Raw genomic sequence first — 18,380 nt, 5'->3', positions numbered from 1 at the left:
CAGCGATGCCGCCGGGGGGGGGGGGGGGGGGGGGGGGGGGGGGGGGGGGGGGGGGGGGGGGGGGGGGGGGGGGGGGCGGCGGGCGGCCGCCCGCCGGGCCGCCCCCGCGCCCCCCCCCCCCCCCCCCCCCCCCCCCCCCCCCCCCCCCCCCCCCCCCCCCCCCCCCCCCCCCCCCCCCCCCCCCCCCCCCCCCCCCCCCCCCCCCGGCAGTCACCGCGCCGGATGCCGACACGCTGCAGGCCGCCCAGGCCGACGCCACCGACTTCAAGGCCGCGCTGGCCAAAGCCGGCTCGGCCGCACAAACCGCCACCGCGGCAGCGGCCGCCAAAGCCGCCGCTGCCGCCGGCGCGAACGCCGCGGCAACCACCTCCGCCGCCACGCCGGCCGCGGCGCTGGCCACCGCCGGCAAGGAAATCACCGCCGATGCCAAGCCTGTCGCCGCCCCGGCGGACGACAAGGCCGGCGACACCGTCGCCGTTGCCGACACCGCGGCCGCGCCGAAAACCGGCGCCGACGCGATCAACCGCATCGTCACCAAGGCCGCGCCGGCCGGCGAGCAGGCTCAGCAAGTGTCGCAGACCCGCCAGCAGCAGGCCGATCCGGCCCAGCTGGCCGCCACCGCCAAGATCGACGTCCACGCCGAAGCGGCGCCGCTGAAGGAAGCCGCGCCGGCCATCACCATCGCGCCGGCCGCGCAGTCCGCGCTGGACATGGCGAAAGCCGCCGTCGCCGCCCCCGCCGACAAGCTCAGCAGCCGCGTCGGCACCCAGGCCTGGGACCAGCAGCTGGGCCAGAAGATCGTCTTCATGGCCGCCGGCGGCGAGCAAAGCGCGACGATGGAACTGAATCCGCCGGACCTCGGCCCGCTGCAGGTGGTGCTGAGCGTGAACAAGGACCAGGCCACCGCCGCCTTCACCTCGGCGACGCCGGAAGTGCGCCAAGCGCTGGAGGCGGCATTGCCGAAACTGCGGGAAATGATGAGCGACGCCGGCATCCAGCTGGGCAGCGCCACCGTTTCGGCCGGCATGTCGGACCAGAACAACGGTTTTAGCCAGCAGGCCAATTCGGCCCAGGGCGGCGGCAACGGCGGCGGCAACCGTACGGGCAGCGGCGGCTTTGGCCGCGATGCCGCCGTGGCCGAGGCTCCGCGCAGCGCCGCGCCGGCGCGCCGCGTGCCGGCCGGCGCGGTCGATACCTTCGCCTGACCCCACAGGCCCAACCGATAATGACATAATGGCGGCATGATCCACTTCCGCACCATGCAAGGGCTATCTTGAAAGCGAACCCAAAAATGAAAGCCGATCAGAAAGTTGAGGCCCCCGCAGGCGGCGGCAGCAAAAAACTGATCATCATCATCGTGGCTGCGGTCCTGTTGCTGGGCGTGGTCGGCGGCGGCGCGGCCTGGTTCTTCCTGCATGGTAAAAGCGACACCGAGGAAGACGTGCCGGCCAAGGGCAAGCACAAGGCGAGCGCCAAGAAGGCCGGACCGCCGGAATACGTGCCGGTCGAGCCGTTCACCGTCAACCTGCAGCCGGGCGAGAGCGGCACCGACCAGTACCTGCAACTGGCGTTCACGCTGGAAGTGGGCGGCCTGGAAGAGAAGGAAAATGTCAAAAACAACATGGCCAAGGTGCGCAGCCGCATGTTGCTGCTGTTGTCGGGCAAGCACGCCTCGGACATCAATACGCCGGAAGGCAAGGTCCAGCTGGCCAAGGAAATCATCGCCCAGCTGAAAGAACCCTTCGAGGACCGCGGCGCGCCGCAGGACATCGAAGATGTGCTGTTCACTTCGTTCATCATTCAGTAATCAGGCTAGAACATCATGGCTGATAATTTTCTCTCCCAGGAAGAAGTCGATGCCCTGCTGAAGGGCGTCAACGGCGACCAGGACGACGTCCAGGCGCAGGAAGACGTCGCGGGAGTCCGGACCTACAACCTGGCCACCCAGGAACGTATCGTCCGCGGGCGCATGCCGACGCTGGAGATTATCAACGAGCGCTTCGCCCGCCTGTTGCGCGTCGGCCTGTTCAACTTCCTGCGCCGCAGCGCCGAGGTGTCGGTCGGCTCGGTGCGGGTGTCCAAGTACTCCGAGTTCATCCGCAACCTGGTGGTGCCGACCAATCTGAACCTGGTGCACATGAAGCCGCTGCGCGGCACCGCGCTGATGGTGTTCGATCCGGGCCTGGTGTTCCTGCTGGTGGACAACCTGTTCGGCGGCGATGGCCGTTTCCACACCCGCGTCGAGGGCCGCGACTTTACCCAGACCGAGCAGCGCATCATCCTGCGCATCCTGGACATCGTGTTCGAGGCCTACACCAAGTCGTGGGAGCCGGTCTACCCGGTCGAGTTCGAATACATCCGCTCGGAAATGAATACGCAGTTCGCCAACATCGCCACGCCGAACGAGGTGGTGGTGGCGTCGACCTTCACGGTGGAGCTGGGCTCGGTGTCCGGCCAGATCCACTTCTGCATGCCGTACTCGATGATCGAGCCGATCCGCGATTCGCTGACCTCGAGCCTGCAGGGCGAGGCGCTGGAAGTGGACAAGCGCTGGATCCGCCTGATGACGCAGCAGATCCAGATCGCCGAGGTGGAAATCGTCGCCTCGCTGGGCACGGCCAAGGTCAATTTCGACGAGATCCTCAACATGCGCGTGGGCGACATCATCCCGCTGACGATCCCGGAAATGATCTCGGCCACCGTCGACGGCGTGCCGGTGATGGATTGCAGTTACGGGGTAATGAACGGACAATACGCGCTGAAGGTGGAGAAATTGCTCGCCAATGCCGATAACATCAAATAACGCCGGCGCAACCGCCGCCGGTGACCGCAATACAGGAGAGAAGCATGTCGGATAATCAAGACGATAGCATCGACGACGACCCATGGGGCGCGGCGATTGCCGAGCAGGCGCAGGCCGAGGCCGAGGCGCTCGAGAAGCAGCAGGCCCAGGCGGCCAGCGCGGCCGTGTTCAAGGACTTTTCCAGCACGCCGAGCCGGACCGAGACGCACAACGATATCGACTTCATCCTCGACATCCCGGTCCAGCTGACGGTGGAACTGGGCCGCACCAAGATCGCCATCAAGAACCTGCTGCAACTGGCGCAGGGCTCGGTGGTGGAACTGGACGGCCTGGCCGGCGAGCCGATGGACGTGCTGGTCAACGGCTGCCTGATCGCCCAGGGCGAGGTGGTGGTGGTGAACGACAAGTTCGGTATCCGCCTGACCGACATCATCACGCCGTCCGAACGTATCCGAAAACTGAATAAATGAAGCACGGCCCATTCCTTACCCTAGTCCTCGCGGCGGCCTTGGCCCCCCGCCCCCCAATGCCCCCCCCCCCGGGTACGGCCCCCAACGCGCCCCCCCCCCAGCCAACCCCGCCCCCCCCCCCCCCCCCCCCCCCCCCCCCCCCGCCCGCAATGGCCCAGCGCAGCGTGTCCGGCACCATCGGCGGCGCAGCGCATGCAAGCGGCGCCACCGCCGGCACGCCGGCGGCCGACGCTGCGGCTCCGGCTGCCGCCGCGGCGGTCGAACCGCCGGCCGCATCCGGCCCCGCCGTCGCGCCACCGCCGGCACCGGCCCAGGCCGCCGTCCCGGCCGGCCCGCTGGCGATGACCATCCCCACCCCGCAGCCGACCGCCACCAGCACCGGCGGCCTGCTGCAAACCATCTTCGCGCTGATGTTCGTGCTGGCCCTGCTGGTCGGCGCGGCCTGGGCGCTGAAGCGCTTCGGCCCGAAAAACTTCGGCGGCGGCAACAGCAACGTCAAGCTGGTCGGCGCGCTGAGCGTCGGCGCGCGCGAGCGCATCCTGGTGGTCGAGGTGGGCGAGCAATGGATCGTGGTCGGCGCCTCGCCGGGCCGCATGAACGCGCTGGCCACCATGCCGCGCCAGGAAAGCACCGAAGCGGCCGTCAACACCCCGCTGCCGACGGCCAACTTCGCCGCCTGGCTCAAACAAACGATAGACAAGCGCGATGGCAAATAAGCAGGTCCTCAAATCCCTGCTGATGCTGGCCGCGCTGGGACTGCCGCTGGCGGCGGCCGCCCAGTCCAGCATCGGCATCCCGGCCTTCACCGCCACGCCGGCGTCCGGCGGCGGCACCAATTACACGCTGCCGATCCAGACCATGCTGCTGATGACGGCGCTGACCTTCATCCCGGCGGCGCTGCTGCTGATGACGGCCTTCACCCGCATCATCATCGTGCTGTCGCTGCTGCGCCAGGCGCTGGGCACACAATCGGCGCCGCCGAACCAGGTGATGGTCGGCCTGGCGCTGTTCCTGACCCTGTTCGTCATGGGCCCGACCTTCGACAAGATCTACACCGAGGCCTACCTGCCTTTGCAGGAAAACAAGATCAACATGAGCGTCGCCATGGACAAGGGCGCGGCGCCATTAAAAACTTTCATGATGAAGCAAACCCGGCAGGCCGACCTGGCCTTGTTCGTGAAATTGTCGCGCAGCCCTGCGCTGCAAGGGCCGGAAGACGTACCGCTGCGCATCCTGGTGCCGGCTTTTGTCACCAGCGAACTGAAAACCGCGTTCCAGATCGGCTTCGCCATCTTCATTCCATTTCTGATTATCGACATGGTGGTCGCCTCTGTACTTATGTCGATGGGGATGATGATGATGTCGCCGGCCGTGATCTCGCTGCCGTTCAAGCTGATGCTGTTCGTGCTGGTGGACGGCTGGCAATTACTGCTCGGTTCGCTGGCGCAGAGTTTTTACTAGGAGACGGCGATGACACCCGAAAGCGTGATGACGATGGGCCGGCATGCCATGGAAATAACGCTGATGATCGCCGCGCCCATGCTGCTGGTGGCGCTGATCATCGGTCTGGTGGTCAGTATCTTTCAAGCCGCAACCCAGATCAATGAGGCGACCTTGTCCTTCATCCCCAAGCTGGTCGGCATTTTCGTGGCACTGGTGATCGCCGGGCCGTGGATGCTGTCGGTCATGCTCGACTACATGCGCGAAGTGTTCGGCGGCATCCCCGGCCTGGTCGGCTGAGTCGCAGCCTGAACATTTTGCCAATGTGTAACAGTTTCCGATTAAATAAGAAGTTCGTTTAGAATTGGGTTGTTGGTGCCCGGTGGAAATAAATAGGTAAAACCGCCTCATGATTTCGTTCTCCACTGCCGATATCAACCTGTGGATCGCCGGGCTTCTGTGGCCGCTGACGCGGATCATGGGACTGATCGCCGCGTCGCCGCTGCTGGGCAATTCCGCCGTGCCGGCCACCGTCAAGATCAGCCTGGGCGTGCTGCTGGCGATGATCGTCGCGCCGGCCGTGCCCGCGCTGCCGGCCGCCGATCCGATGTCGCTGGCCGGGCTGCTGATCCTGGTGCAGGAAATGCTGATCGGGCTGGCGATGGGGTTTAGCATCCGCATCATTTTTGCCGCGGTGGAGATGGCGGGCGAAATCTCCAGTTTGACCATGGGCCTGGGGTTCGCGACGTTTTTCGACCCCACCACCCAGGGCCGTTCGTCGGCGATCAGCCAGTTCCTGTCGCTGGTGGCGACCATGGCGTTTTTGGCCGTCAACGCCCACCTGGTGCTGCTGTCGGCGCTGGTGGAGAGTTTTTCGACGTTGCCGGTGTCGGCCGCGCCGGTGTACGGCGGCGGCTTCAAGCAGCTGGCCGACTGGGGCGGCAGGATTTTCAGCACCGGTGTGCAGCTGTCGCTGCCCATCGTGGCCGCTTTATTGATTACCAACGTGGCGCTCGGGATCCTGACGCGCGCCGCGCCGCAGCTGAATTTGTTTGGTATCGGGTTTCCGATTACTTTGGGTGTAGGTTTGCTGGTCATCGCCATGACGCTCCCGTACCTGGTGACGCCCGTGCAAAACCTGTTTTTAGATGGCATGGAACGCGTGCGGCTGATGCCCAGAACGTGGTCGCAACGCCCCGAGCAGCTTAAACCGGCAAACTTGCCGGTTCGACCTCCGGGCCTGCGACCATAGCGAAATTCAATAGCCATCCAGTGATTTTTGGTTTCCATGAAGCAAGTTTAAAGGTATCATGGGAGCTCCCGGGAGAACACAGCAATGACTTCGATCGTTATAGATTTCACTACAGACCAGATCGTCAGCCTGTCGACTGCACAGATCGGCCTGTTCACGACCGAAGATATGCAAGCGCTCAATTCCGACCAGCTGGGCGTGATGAGCAGCGCCCAGGTGCGCGCGCTGACCACCGCGCAGCTGGACTTCCTCAACACCGACGCCCTGCCCGGCCTGACCACCGACAACGTGCCGCTGCTGACCTTGCAGCAAGTGGGCGCGCTCAACACGGCCATCATCGCCGCGCTCAATACCGACCAGCTGATCGCGCTGACCACGCGCGAAATGCAGGTGCTGACCAGCGTCCAGCTCAACGGGCTCAATTCCGACCAGGTCCAGGCGCTGGAAACGAACGACGTGCGCGCGCTGCTGTCGGCGCAGGTGGCCCTGCTCGGCTCCGACCAGGTGGCCAGCCTGACCAGCGACCAGCTGGCCGGCCTGAGCACGGCGCAAATCCGCGCGCTCAGCACCGGCGCGCTGGCCGCCATCGCCACCGACCAGATCGCGCTGCTGCCGACGGCGTCGCTGGCGCAGCTGACCACCAACCAGGTCAACGCGCTGACGCCGGACCAGTTGGCGGCCATCACCACCGACCAGATCGCCGGGCTCACTTCGCTGCAAGTCAGCGGACTGTCGACCGCCGCGCTGGCCGGCCTCAGCAGCGACCAGATCGGCGCGCTGGAGACCCGCGACCTGGTCTGGATGAGCAGCACCCAGATCGCCGCGCTCAGCGCGACCCAGCTCGGCGGGCTGAACTCGGACCAGATCCGCACGCTGCGCAGCAATGAAGTCGCCGCGCTGACCACCGACCAGATCCCGGTGCTGAGCACCGACCAGATCCTGGCGCTGCCGTCGCTGGCGGCGCTGACCTCGGCCCAGATCGCCGCGCTGACCACCGACCAGTTGGCGGTGCTGCGCACCGCCACCGTGGCCCAGCTGACCAGCTCCCAGCTTGCGGCGCTGCAGGCCGGCCAGGTGGCGGCGCTGACCACCGACCAGATCGTCGGCCTGAGCACCGCCCAGGTCGCCACGCTGACAACCGACGTCATCGCCGCGCTGACCACCGAGCAGCTGCTCAACATGGAAACGCGCGACTTTGCCGCGCTAACCACGCGCCAGATCCGCACGCTGAGCAGCGACCAGCTGATCGCGCTGACCACCGACGAGATGGCGGCCATGAGCACCGCCGCCGAGGCCGCGCTGACCAGCGACCAGCTGTCGGTGCTGAGCTCTGACCAGATCGCCGGCCTGAAGTCGCTGGCGCCGCTGACCACCGGCCAGCTGCAGGGCCTGACCAGCGACCAGATCACCAACCTGGAAACCAAGGACATCGCCGCGCTGAGCAGCACCCAGCTGGCGGCGCTGCGCCAGGACCAGCTGCAGGCGCTCAATAGCGACCAGATCATCGCGCTGTCGGCCACGCAGTTTGCCAGCCTGAACAGCGCCACGCTGAACCTGCTGACCACCGACCAGATCCAGCAAATCGAAACCCGCGACATCGCCGCGCTGCGCTCGGTGCAGGTGGCGCGGCTGGGCACCGACCAGTTGGCCGCGCTGACCAGCGACCAGTTCAACGCGCTCACCAGCAGCGCCATCGGCGCGCTCACCACCGACCAGATCGGCGCGCTGACCACCGACCAGCTCAATTCACTGTCGACCCTGGCCGGCATGGCCAGCCGGCAGATCGGCTCGTTCACCACCGCGCAGCTGTCCTCGCTGTCCACGCACAACCTGGCCTCGCTGGCCAGCAGCCAGCTGGGCGTGCTCAACGCCGCGCAAATCCAGTCGCTGACCAGCGACCAGATCATCGCGCTGACCGGCGCCCAGTTCCGCGGCATCAACACCACCGCGCTGGCGGCGCTGACCACCGACCAGATCACCTGGATCGAGACGGCCGACATCGCCGCGCTGAGCACCAGGCAGATCGGCAAGCTGACCACCAGCCAGGTCGTCGTGCTGTCCTCCGACCAGGTGGCGGCGCTGACCTCGGCCGAGACCGCGGCGCTGACCAGCGACCAGATCGCCGCGATGAGCTCGGAGCAGATCGACGCGCTGCGCAGCCTGACCGCGCTGACCACGCAGCAGATCCGCGCGCTGAGCACCTACCAGATCAGCACGCTGAGCACGGGCGACATGAGCAGCCTGAGCACGCGCCAGTTTGCCGCGCTGACCAGCAACCAGCTGCTGGCGCTGACCACCGACCAGATCATCGGCCTCAACAGCGCGCAGATCAGCGCGCTGAGCACCTCCGCGCTGGCCACATTGAGCACCGACGCCATCGCCGCGATCGAGACGCGCGATATCCGCTTCCTGCGCACCTCGCAGATCGCCAGTCTGAGCACCGCGCAAGTGTCGGCGCTGACCCCGGCGCAGCTGGCCGCCTTTACCACGGCCGAAATCCGTTCGCTCAACAGCGACCAGATCGCCGTGCTCAACAGCGACCAGATCGATGCACTCAGCTCGCTCAATCCGCTCAACTCGCGCCAGATCGGCGCGTTGACGACGGACCAGATCCAGCAGCTCTCGACCGACGACTTCGCCGCGCTGCAGACCAGCCAGATCGCCGCGCTGAGCGCCGCCCAGGCCGCCGCCATCACCCTCGGCCAGATCGTCGCGCTGAGCCCGGCCCAGGTGCGCGCCCTGAACACCGACGCGCTGTCCGCGCTCAACACCGACCAGATCGCCGCGCTGACCGTGGGCGACGTCGCCGGCCTGAGCACGCGCCAGATCGCCGTGCTGAGCACGGATCAACTGCTGGGTTTGAGCCCGGCCCAGCTGGCCGCGCTGACCTCGGCCGAGGTGGCGGCGCTGACGACGCGCCAGATCGCCGCGCTGAACAGCGACCAGATCGACGCGCTGACCGCGCTGACCGCATTGAGCAGCAAGCAGCTCGCCGCGCTCACCACCGAGCAGATCGCCACCATGAACACGCTGGATCTGCGCTCACTCAAGTCGAGCCAGATCGCCGCGCTCAATTCGCTTCAGGCCAACGCGCTCACCACCGACCAGATCCCCACGCTGACCGTGGCCCAGCTGAACGCCATCTCGACCGCCGTGATCGCCTCGCTGGCGACCGCGCAGATCGCCGCGCTGACCAACGCCGAGGTGGCCGCGCTGAAGACCGGCCAGGTCAAGGCCTTGACCACCGACCAGGTCGCCGCGCTGACGACGGGCCAGATCAGCAGCCTGACCACGCAGGAAATCGCCGCGCTGACCACCGACCAGAAAGCCGCGCTGACCACCACGCAGCTCGCCGCGCTGAGCTCGCTCGCCAGCTTCACCACGGCGTCGATCGCCGCGCTCACCACGGCCCAGATCGCCTCGCTGCCGCTGGCCATCCTGGCCGGCCTCACCAGCGCCCAGATCGCCTCGATGACGACCGACCAGATCGCCGCGCTGACCACCGATGAAGTGATCGCGCTGACCAGCGTGCAGATCCGCGCGCTGAGCACCGCGCAGCTGGGCGCGCTGACCTCGGACCAGGTGCCGGTGATCGAAGTGGTCGACCTGCAGGCGCTGAGCACGCGCCAGATCGTCGGCCTGACCACCGACCAGCTGGGCGAGCTGACCAGCACCCAGTTCGGCGCGCTGAGCACGCTCGCCATCGCCAGCCTGACCACCGCCCAGATCGCCGGCCTGTCGACCGACCAGGTGGCCAGCTTCGGCACGCTGGCACCGCTGACCAGCAAGCAGATCGCCGCGCTCACCACCGCCCAGATCGCCAGCCTGGCGCTGGCTAAGATCGCCACGCTCAAAACCAGCCAGATCGCCGGCATGACCAGCGCCCAGGTGGGCGCGCTGACCACCGACCAGATCGTCGCGCTGAGCACGGCCCAGGTGCGCAGCCTGAACGCCAGCACCTTGGCCGCCATGTCGACCTCCCAGATCGCCGCGATCGAAGTGGTGGACGTGGCCGCGCTCGGTTCCAACCAGATCAACGCGCTCACCAGCGATCAGCTGGCCGCGCTCACCAGCGACCAGTTCGCCGCCCTGAGCACCAAGACGCTGGCCGCCATGGCCAGCAGCCAGATCGCCGCGCTGTCGCTGGCGCAGATCGACAGCCTGGCCACGCTGGCGCCGCTGACCACACGCCAGGTGACGGCGCTGACCACCGCCCAGATCGCCAGCCTCGGTCTGGCGCAGATCGCCACGCTGAAAACCAGCCAGCTCAGCGCGCTCAACAGCGTGCAGACGCAGGGTTTGAACAGCGACCAGATCATTGCGCTGGAAACGGCGCAGATCAAAGGCCTGGCCACCAATGTGCTGGCCGGCCTGACCACCGACCAGATCGTCGCGATCGAGCTGGTCGACATCGCCGTCTTGCGCAGCGCCCAGGTCGCCGCGCTGCGCACCGACCAGGTGGCGGCGTTGACGCTGGCCCAGCTGGGCGCCTTCACGTCGCAGGAAATCGCCGCGCTGACCACCCGCCAATTGGGCGTCATGACCACCGACCAGATCGCCGCGCTGGGCAGCCTGGCCGGCCTGGGCACCAAACAGATCAGCGGCCTGAACAGCGACCAGATCATCGCGCTGACACCGGCCCAGATCGCCGCCATGAAGACCGCGCAGATCGCCGCCTTCAGCAGCGTGCAGATCCAGTACCTGACCAGCGACCAGGTGCCGGCGCTGACCACGGCGCAAATCCGCGCGCTGTCGAACGCCGTCATCGCCGCGCTGACCACCGACCAGATCCTGGAGCTGACCGGCCCCGACCTGATCGCGCTGAAAACCAGCCAGCTGATGGCGCTGACCAGCGACCAGCTGGGCGCGCTGTCGCTGACGCAGTACGGCACGCTGATCTCCAGCGAGGTCGCGGCGCTGACCACCAAGCAGTTGAGCTACCTGACCAGCGACCAGATCGCCGCGCTGGCCAACCTGACCGCGCTGACCACCTTGCAGATCTCGTCGCTGAGCACCGACCAGCTGGTCACGCTGTCGCCGGGGCGCTTCGCCTCGCTCAGCACGCGCCAGCTGCAGGCGCTCAACAGCCGCCAGCTGAACGGCATCAACAGCGACCAGATCATCGCGCTGTCGACCTCGCAGATCCGCGCCTTGAGCACCAGCCTGCTGGCCGCCATGAACACCGACCAGATCGATGCGATCGAGGCGCTCGACTTCGCCGCGATGACCACCGCGCAATTGCGCTCGCTGACCACTGCCCAGATGGCGGCGCTGCTGACCGACCAGCTGCATGCGCTGAGCAGCGCGGCGATCGCCGCCTTCTCGCAGAACCAGCTGCTGGCGCTGAACACGGCCCAGGCTTCGTCGCTGGGCAACCTGTCCGACTACACGACCTTGCAGATCGCCAGCATGTCGACCGACCGCATCGTGGCGCTGACGGCGACCGACTTCGGCGTCATGGGCACGAAACAGATCGCGGCCCTGACCTCGACCCAGCTGTCGGTGCTCAACAGCGACCAGATCGTCGCGCTGAGCGGCCCGCAGGTGGGCGCGCTGAGCACCATCGCGCTCAAGGGCCTGAGCAGCGACCAGATCGCCGCCATCGAAGTGGACGACATTCCCTCGCTGAAGACCGCGCAGCTGCAGTCGCTGCGCAGCGACCAGCTGCTGGCGCTGACCACCGACCAGATGGCCGCGCTGACGACGCAGGAAGTGGCCGGCCTGAAGGCCAGCCAGATCGCCTTGTTGACCCCGGCGCAATTGGCCGCCATCGTCAACATCCGCGGCCTGACGACGGACCAGGTGCGCGTGCTGGGCAGCGACCAGCTGCAGGTGCTGACGCCGGACCAGATCGCCTCGCTGAGCACGCGCCAGGTCGCCGCGCTGAGCAACACCCAGGTGACGGCGCTGACCAGCGACCAGATCATCGCGCTGACCACCGGCGAGATCCTGGCGCTGAACACGCGCACCTTGGCCGCGTTGACGTCGGACCAGATCGCCGTGCTCGAGGCGGCCGATATCGCCGCCATGAAGTCGACCCAGGTGGTGGCGCTGACCACCGACCAGATCGCCGCCATCACCACCGGCCAGATCGCCAGCTTCAACACCGGCGCCATCAGCGCGCTGACCTTGAACCAGACCCGCGCGCTGAGCACCGACCAGATCGTCAACCTGAGCGACACCCAGGTGCGCGCGCTGAGCACGCGCAGCATCGCCGGTCTCAGCACGGACCAGCTGGACGCGATGGAGGTGGGCGATTTCGCCGGCCTGCGCACCAGCCAGATCCGCGCGCTGACGACCGACCAGCTGGTGTCGCTGACCACCGACCAGTTGAGCGCGCTGAACACGCAGCAGGTGGCCTCGCTGAGCTCGGCGCAGCTGAACGCGCTGACGCCGGCGCAGTTCCTGTTGCTGGGCAAGCTCGGTTCGCTCAATACCACTCAGGTGTCGGTGCTGACCACCGACCGCATCGCCGCGCTGACCGATGACCAGTTGGCCGCGCTGACCTCGGTCCAGATCGCGTCGCTGAGCAGCCGCCAGATGGCCGCCTTCGACACCCACCAGATCCAGGCGCTGACGGTCAACCAATGGCGCGCGCTGAGCACGTCCGCGCTGCGCGGCCTGTACAGCGACCAGCTGGCGGCGATGGAAGTGGAAGACTTGTCCGGCCTGAAAACCAACCAGATCGCCTCGCTGAGCACGCAACAGATCTCGCTGCTGAGCATCGACCAGATGGGCTCGCTGACCACCGCCGAGCTCGGTTCGCTGACGGACGCGCAGATCCGCGCGCTGGCCACCGAACAACTCAACGCGCTGAGCACGCTGGGCAACCTGAAGTCGTCACAGATCGCCGCGATGTCGACCTACCAGCTCAGCATGCTCGACGTCGACCACCTGGGCACGCTGAAGACGGCGCAGATGGCCGCGCTGAGCAAGGTGCAGGTGCAGAACCTGAGCACCGACCAGATCGTCGCGCTGACCGGCGCACAGCTGCGCGGCCTCAGCCTGACCGGCCTGGGCGGCCTGACCTCGGACCAGATCGCCGCCATCGAGCTGGACGACGTGGCAGGACTCAGCAGCGTTCAGCTGAACGCGCTGACCAAGTCGCAGTTCGCCAGCCTGACCCTGGCGCAGATCGGCAGCCTGGTGACGCAGCAGATCGCCACGCTGAGCGCGAGCGAAGTGTCGGCGCTGTCGACCGACCAGATCAACGCGCTGCAAACGCTGGGCGTGCTGACGGCCGGCCAGATGGCGGCGCTGACCTCGGACCAGCTGGCCGGCATCGACGTCGACCACTTCGGCAGCCTGCGCTCGACGCAGATCGCCGGCCTGACGCTCAAGCAGCTGACCCTGCTCAACACCGACCAACTCGGCTCACTGACGGCGACGCAGGCGCGCGGCCTCAACGTGGCGGCGCTGAACACCGACCAGATCAAGGCGCTGAGCGTGGATTCGGTATCGATACTGAACTCGGCCCAGCTGCAGTCGCTGAAGACCAACCAACTGGGCGCGCTGACCGGCGACCAGTTCGCCGCACTGTCGAGCAAGTCGCTGTCGTCGCTGGCGGTATTGCAGATCCGCGGCCTGGGCACCGACCAGCTGGCTGCGCTCGGCACGCTGGCGGCCTTTACCACCGCGCAGATCGGCGGCTTCACGTCCGACCAGATCAGTGCCATGTCGGCCGACATGGTGACCGGCATGCGCACCAACCAGATCGCCTCGCTGGGCGCGGTCCAGGCCGCCGGCCTGACCACCGCCCAGATCTCGACGCTGGATCCGACCCTGGTGGCGGCGATGTCGCTGGCGGCGCTGAACGCGCTGACCTCGGACCAGATCCAGGTCATGGACGGCAACGATATCGTGGCGCTGAAGACGGCGCAGCTCAACGGCCTGACGGCGGCCAGCATCGCCAAGTTCAGCACCGGCCAGATCGCCTCGCTGACAACGGCGCAGGTGCGCTCGCTGAAGACCACGCTGATCAAGGCGCTGACGGTGGAACAGATCGCCGCGATGAGCATCGCCGATGTTGCCGCGCTGGCGTCGACGCAGGTGTGCGCGCTGAGCGCCGAGCAGGTGGCGGCGCTGACCGCCGACCAGCAAGCGGTACTGCCGCTGGGCAGTCCGCTGGTCCTGGACTTGAACGGCGACGGCATCCACACCTTGGGCATCTCGGCCGGCGTCAAGTTCGACCTCTACGCCGACGGCGAGAAGATCAACACCGGCTGGGTCGGTTCCGGCGACGGCTTGCTGGCGCTCGACCGCAACCACGACGGCACCATCAACGACGGTGGCGAGCTGTTCGGCACCGCCACCAGCAGCAGCGCCGGCGGCAAGGCCAAGGACGGCTTCGCGGCGCTGTCCGACATGGACAGCAACCACGACGGCGTGGTCGACGGCAAGGATGCGCAGTTCGGCGACTTGCGCGTGTGGGTCGACGCCAATGCGGACGGCGTCAGCCAGGCCGGCGAGCTGAAGTCGCTGTCCGAGCTGCACATCGCCAGCCTGAACGTGGGCGCCACCAAGGTAAGCGAGCTGGACAACAACAACTGGATCGGCCTGCGTTCGGGCTACACCAGCGACGACGGCACCGTCAGCCAGATGGTCGACGTCTGGTTCCTGGCCAGCCGTGCGGCGCAGGTCAGCGCGCTGACGCAGGCGATCGGCAACTACAGCCAGCAGGCGAATGGCGACAACGCCGGCAACAGCGGCCAGCTGACGCCGCCGTCCGACACGGCGGCAAGCCAGGCAGCCGCGGCCAGCCTGGCGGGCCATGTCGCGGCGCTGGCCGAGCAGTTGCAGCGCTACGGCGCGGCCGGCGCCGGCCTGGCCGGCAGCGGCGGAGCGCATGGCGAGGACTGGCTGCGCAGGCAGAACGCGGTCACCGGCATCCTGGCGGCCAAGTAGCGCAAGCAGGCCGCGGTGGCCCGATCAAGGTCATCGCGGATTTGCGGAAAACCAGCTTGCGGCGGCTCGTCCGGCGTCCGCCAGGTGTGGCTGCTGGCCGGAAGCCCACACGACAAACCCGTCAGGGCGTATCAGCGCGGCGCTCAAGCCGCATTGGTCTTTAGCGCGCCCCGCAACATACTTCATCCGGTCGCCGTATTCAGCCGCCAGCGTTTTCAGCGCGGCATTTGATGCGAAGTCCAGCAACATCCCCCGGCCGTCATGCATGAGCTCGCCGATGGTCGTGCCGTCTTCCAATTCGAAGTTGGGCACGCTACGGCCGACCATTGGGTGACCGTCGCCAAGATCGTACTGCATGAAAATACCCCTGACTCTCCCGGCAATATACGTGGCGCCGTCACGCGTTTCCATCAGGTCGCGCAGGATGGCGCTCAATGCGCGCGCATGGGGATCCGGCCTCATGGCGGCAACCTGCGCGCGCGACCAATCCAGCACCTGTGCGCCAATCGGGTGCCGTTCGGTGTGATAACTGTCCAGCAAGCCTGCCGGCGCACGGCCATGAATGGCGGCGGCGAGCTTCCAGCCCAGGTTCATGGCGTCGCCGATCCCGAGGTTGAGCCCCTGCCCTCCCAGCGGCGCGTGGATGTGCGCGGCGTCGCCGGCCAGCAGCACCCGTCCGTTGCGGTAGCTTGTGGCCTGCCGCGCCCGGTCGGTCCAGGTGGCCGCCGCATGCAAAGCGCTGACGGTGACGTCGGTGCCCGAGACGCGGCGCAGCACTTGCTGGACCTGTGCAAGCGTAACGGGCCCCGCGCCATGGGACGCCCCGCCATCGAACTCCTGCATCACCAGGAAGCCCGGCTGCGATTGGAAGTACATGCCGGTCGCCGTCAGGTTCCGGCCTGGGCTGAGCTTCTCCGGATCGGCAATCTCCACCTGGGCGGAATAGCCGGTAAATTCCGGCTCGGTGCCGGCGAATTCAAAACCGCCCATTTTGCGGACGACACTGCGGCTGCCGTCGCAGCCGACCAGCCATTTACCTTGGAAAGATTGGCCGTCGGACTCAACGCGCACGCCATCCCCTGTCTGATGCAAGCCGGTGGCGGCAACCCCGCGCTTGATGACGACGCCCAGCGCTTGCGCGCGGCGGGCCAGCACCGTTTCAAGCTCCTCCATCTCGGACAACAGCATGGTGTCGGTCGAGCTTGGAAGGCGGTGCGCCCACTGCGAGGTATCGATATCGTCGAAATAAAATGGAATCCCGGCGAAGTGCCCCGCCTGGCGGCGCGATTGCGCCTTGCCCGTATTGCCGAACGGATCCTTGAGGCGCTGCGGCACCATCAGTTCCTTCAGCACGCCCCGGCGGTAGAACGCCTCGACGGTGGGCGCCGACAGTCCCCGTATGCCGAAAGGAAGCTGCTTCAGGGGCGAGTGCGGGTGCTCCGCCTTTTCCAGCACCAGCACGGTACATTTGGCCAAAGCCAGTTCACAGGCAAGGAAAAGCCCCACGGGGCCAGCCCCGCTAATCACCACATCATAAAACATATACTCAATCCCAATATATACTAAGTACATACAAGGTATGCTATCATTCGCGGCATGTCAATACCAACCGACCTGAGATCCCGCAAGCGTCTCGCCACGCGGCAAAGCATTTCCAATGCCGCCACGCGGCTTTTCCTTGAGCGGGGCTTCGACCACGTCACGGTGGATGAGATCGCCGCAGCCGCGGACGTCGGGCGGATGACGGTGTTCAACCATTTCCCGCGCAAGGAAGACATGTTCTTCGACCGCGACGAGGAAGGCCGCGCGATGCTGCGCGACGCGTTGCGGCAGCCCGATCCGCAGGTCGCGCCGGTCGAGACCTTGCGCCTGCTGGCGCACCGGCTGGTGGCCGAACAGAGTCCTTACGTCAGTTTTAATGCCGACAGCCAGGGCTTCGTCGAGACCATCGAAGGCAGCGAAACCCTGAAGGCCAGGGCCAGGGCGATACGCAACGAACTGTGGCAACTGGTGGCGGAGGCGCTATGGGAATGCGCGGGGCGGGAACCGGACGACGCCGACGCCCATCTGGCGGCCGGCCTGCTGCTGGCGACGTGGACTGTCGCCCTCATCCAGGCGCACCGGATCTATCGACAGAACCGGAATACGGAGGAGGCGCAGACGGCCTTCCTGTCCATCGTCGACAAGGGAACCCTGGGCGTCAAAGCCGCCGTGGCCGGCACGCCTTACGCCTGAGCGGTGCTCTTCGTCAGGTGATGTAATTGAACAGCGACAATCCGGCCAGGCTCTTGAACGATTTCTGCGCCGCGTCCAGCGTGGTCTGCTGTTGGGTGAACAGCGAGATCGCCTTGACCGTGTCGACATCCTGCAAGTCCGACAAGGTGGTGGCGTACTGCAGGTTCAAATCGTCGCCCGAGCTGTCCAGGTAATCGAGCTCCTTCAGCCGCGAGCCCACCGCCGACTGTACCGACAGCAAGTTATCGGTGGCGTTGTCGACATTCATCTGCGCCTGGTTCAGCTTGTTGTTCAGGCTGGCCTGCCCCGCCGCGCCGTCGCCCGGCGCGCGCAGAGCCGCGATCAGGTCCGACACGGTGGTGAAAATCGATTGCTTGGTGCTGGGCTGCACGGTGAACTGGTCGAGGTCGGCCGGGTCGCCCTTGATGTCGAACTGCAAGCCATCGAACGTGATGTTCTGGCCGCTGACATAGGGCTGCGGCACGGCCGGCACCGGTGCCGCCGGCACCGGCTGGTTCAAGGTGACGTCGGTGACCGTGTAGGTGGTGACCTTGGGCACGCCCGGCGTCGCCGGCACCACCTGGAAATCGATCTGGTACTGGTGCCCGGTCAGCTGGGTGGCGTCCTTGACCGAGCCGGGGCTGATGATGCCGCTGCCGCCGCGGGTGAAATTGCCGGGATCGGCGCCGGTCAGGAAGGTGCCGTTGCCGGTCGCGTTGTTTTCAAACACCGACGAGCCGGAATCGCTGATCGGCAGCTTGCGGGTCGAGCCCACCTGCAGTTCGCGCTGGCCCTGGTCGCCCTGGTAGGCGGCGCCGGTGGCGGTCTGGGTGAACGGCAAGGTGGTCGATTTGTAGCCGGAGAACACATAGCCGCCCACGCCGTCCGAGGTGTTGGCCTGGCCCAGCAGGTCGGCCAGCCGGCCTTCCAGCTCCACCGCCAGCGACTCGCGGTCCTTCTGCGTCATGCTGCCGTCGCCGGCGTTGACGGTCAGCGTCTTGATGTCCTGCAAGATCGAGGTCGAGCTGGCCAGCGCCACCGTCTCCAGCGACAAGGTGCCCTTGGCGTTGGAGCGGTTGGTCACCAGCTGGGTGTTGATCGATTGCGATTGGGTCACTTCCAGCGCGCGCGCGGTGGCGATCGGGTCGTCGGCGGCGGTCAGGTTCTTGCGGCCGGTGGACAGCTGCGCCTGGGTACGGGCGAGCGCCGACTGCAGCGAGCTGATCTGCCCGACGCCGGTATCGAAGATCGTCTTGGAACTGATGCGCATGATCAT

12 protein-coding genes are annotated in these 18,380 nt (G+C 66.8%); 10 read left to right on the top strand and 2 right to left on the bottom strand.

Annotation, left to right across the window (positions count from 1 at the left end):
• The 9 genes from ACCD07_RS22975 to ACCD07_RS22935 all read left to right on the top strand — a co-directional run.
• Window positions 1-1,205: flagellar hook-length control protein FliK (locus tag ACCD07_RS22975; protein ID WP_413448659.1), on the top strand; the 1,205-nt coding region annotated here is incomplete at its 5' end.
• Between the two features lie 86 nt (window positions 1,206-1,291).
• A complete protein-coding gene (fliL, locus tag ACCD07_RS22970; protein WP_176654194.1) occupies window positions 1,292-1,807 on the top strand; it encodes a flagellar basal body-associated protein FliL in 516 nt (171 codons plus the stop codon).
• Between the two features lie 15 nt (window positions 1,808-1,822).
• Window positions 1,823-2,803 (top strand): flagellar motor switch protein FliM, encoded by a 981-nt coding sequence (gene fliM, locus ACCD07_RS22965; protein ID WP_176654193.1) that lies wholly within the window; start codon window positions 1,823-1,825, stop codon window positions 2,801-2,803.
• A 44-nt stretch (window positions 2,804-2,847) separates the two neighbouring features.
• Window positions 2,848-3,273, top strand: coding sequence for a flagellar motor switch protein FliN (fliN, locus tag ACCD07_RS22960; RefSeq protein ID WP_176654192.1), 426 nt, complete (start codon window positions 2,848-2,850; stop codon window positions 3,271-3,273).
• The gene (gene fliO, locus ACCD07_RS22955; protein ID WP_413448658.1) at window positions 3,270-3,989 is read left to right on the top strand and encodes a flagellar biosynthetic protein FliO; all 720 of its coding nucleotides are present in this window, start codon (window positions 3,270-3,272) and stop codon (window positions 3,987-3,989) included. The genes fliN and fliO overlap by 4 nt, the downstream gene beginning before the upstream one ends.
• The gene (fliP, locus tag ACCD07_RS22950; protein ID WP_176654190.1) at window positions 3,979-4,734 is read left to right on the top strand and encodes a flagellar type III secretion system pore protein FliP; all 756 of its coding nucleotides are present in this window, start codon (window positions 3,979-3,981) and stop codon (window positions 4,732-4,734) included. The genes fliO and fliP overlap by 11 nt, the downstream gene beginning before the upstream one ends.
• A gap of 9 nt (window positions 4,735-4,743) precedes the next feature.
• On the top strand, window positions 4,744-5,013 hold the full coding sequence (gene fliQ, locus ACCD07_RS22945; RefSeq protein WP_176654189.1) for a flagellar biosynthesis protein FliQ: 270 nt from the start codon (window positions 4,744-4,746) through the stop codon (window positions 5,011-5,013).
• A gap of 109 nt (window positions 5,014-5,122) precedes the next feature.
• Window positions 5,123-5,965, top strand: coding sequence for a flagellar biosynthetic protein FliR (fliR, locus tag ACCD07_RS22940; protein WP_176654188.1), 843 nt, complete (start codon window positions 5,123-5,125; stop codon window positions 5,963-5,965).
• A gap of 84 nt (window positions 5,966-6,049) precedes the next feature.
• Window positions 6,050-14,869 carry an iron-regulated protein frpC gene (locus tag ACCD07_RS22935; protein ID WP_413448657.1) on the top strand — a complete coding sequence of 2,940 codons (8,820 nt, stop codon included), beginning with the start codon at window positions 6,050-6,052 and terminating at the stop codon, window positions 14,867-14,869.
• Window positions 14,870-14,899: 30 nt separating this feature from the next.
• Here ACCD07_RS22935 and ACCD07_RS22930 read toward each other — a convergent pair whose 3' ends face one another.
• Entirely contained in the window at window positions 14,900-16,441 is a 1,542-nt protein-coding gene (locus tag ACCD07_RS22930; protein WP_413448656.1) for an FAD-dependent monooxygenase, read from the bottom strand.
• A gap of 24 nt (window positions 16,442-16,465) precedes the next feature.
• Between ACCD07_RS22930 and ACCD07_RS22925 the strand changes: the two genes are divergently transcribed.
• A complete protein-coding gene (locus tag ACCD07_RS22925; protein ID WP_413448655.1) occupies window positions 16,466-17,104 on the top strand; it encodes a TetR/AcrR family transcriptional regulator in 639 nt (212 codons plus the stop codon).
• Window positions 17,105-17,117: 13 nt separating this feature from the next.
• On the opposite strand, the gene flgL is transcribed toward ACCD07_RS22925, so the two are convergent.
• Entirely contained in the window at window positions 17,118-18,380 is a 1,263-nt protein-coding gene (gene flgL / locus ACCD07_RS22920; RefSeq protein ID WP_176654185.1) for a flagellar hook-associated protein FlgL, read from the bottom strand.

The organism is Duganella sp. Dugasp56, from assembly GCF_047304105.1.
In the GTDB taxonomy this organism is placed as follows: Bacteria; Pseudomonadota; Gammaproteobacteria; order Burkholderiales; family Burkholderiaceae_D; genus Rugamonas; species Rugamonas hordei.
This window is presented reverse-complemented; position numbering and strand designations above follow the sequence as displayed.

Excerpts from the sequence above, each read along its gene's own strand:
- fliL (WP_176654194.1), top strand. The coding sequence starts at position 1,292 with ATGAAAGCCGATCAGAAAGTTGAGGCCCCCGCAGGCGGCGGCAGCAAA.
- fliM (WP_176654193.1), top strand. The coding sequence starts at position 1,823 with ATGGCTGATAATTTTCTCTCCCAGGAAGAAGTCGATGCCCTGCTGAAG.
- fliN (WP_176654192.1), top strand. The coding sequence starts at position 2,848 with ATGTCGGATAATCAAGACGATAGCATCGACGACGACCCATGGGGCGCG.
- ACCD07_RS22930 (WP_413448656.1), bottom strand. The coding sequence starts at position 16,441 with ATGTACTTAGTATATATTGGGATTGAGTATATGTTTTATGATGTGGTG.
- ACCD07_RS22935 (WP_413448657.1), top strand. The coding sequence starts at position 6,050 with ATGACTTCGATCGTTATAGATTTCACTACAGACCAGATCGTCAGCCTG.
- flgL (WP_176654185.1), bottom strand. The coding sequence starts at position 18,380 with ATGATCATGCGCATCAGTTCCAAGACGATCTTCGATACCGGCGTCGGG.
- fliP (WP_176654190.1), top strand. The coding sequence starts at position 3,979 with ATGGCAAATAAGCAGGTCCTCAAATCCCTGCTGATGCTGGCCGCGCTG.
- fliQ (WP_176654189.1), top strand. The coding sequence starts at position 4,744 with ATGACACCCGAAAGCGTGATGACGATGGGCCGGCATGCCATGGAAATA.
- ACCD07_RS22925 (WP_413448655.1), top strand. The coding sequence starts at position 16,466 with ATGTCAATACCAACCGACCTGAGATCCCGCAAGCGTCTCGCCACGCGG.
- fliO (WP_413448658.1), top strand. The coding sequence starts at position 3,270 with ATGAAGCACGGCCCATTCCTTACCCTAGTCCTCGCGGCGGCCTTGGCC.
- fliR (WP_176654188.1), top strand. The coding sequence starts at position 5,123 with ATGATTTCGTTCTCCACTGCCGATATCAACCTGTGGATCGCCGGGCTT.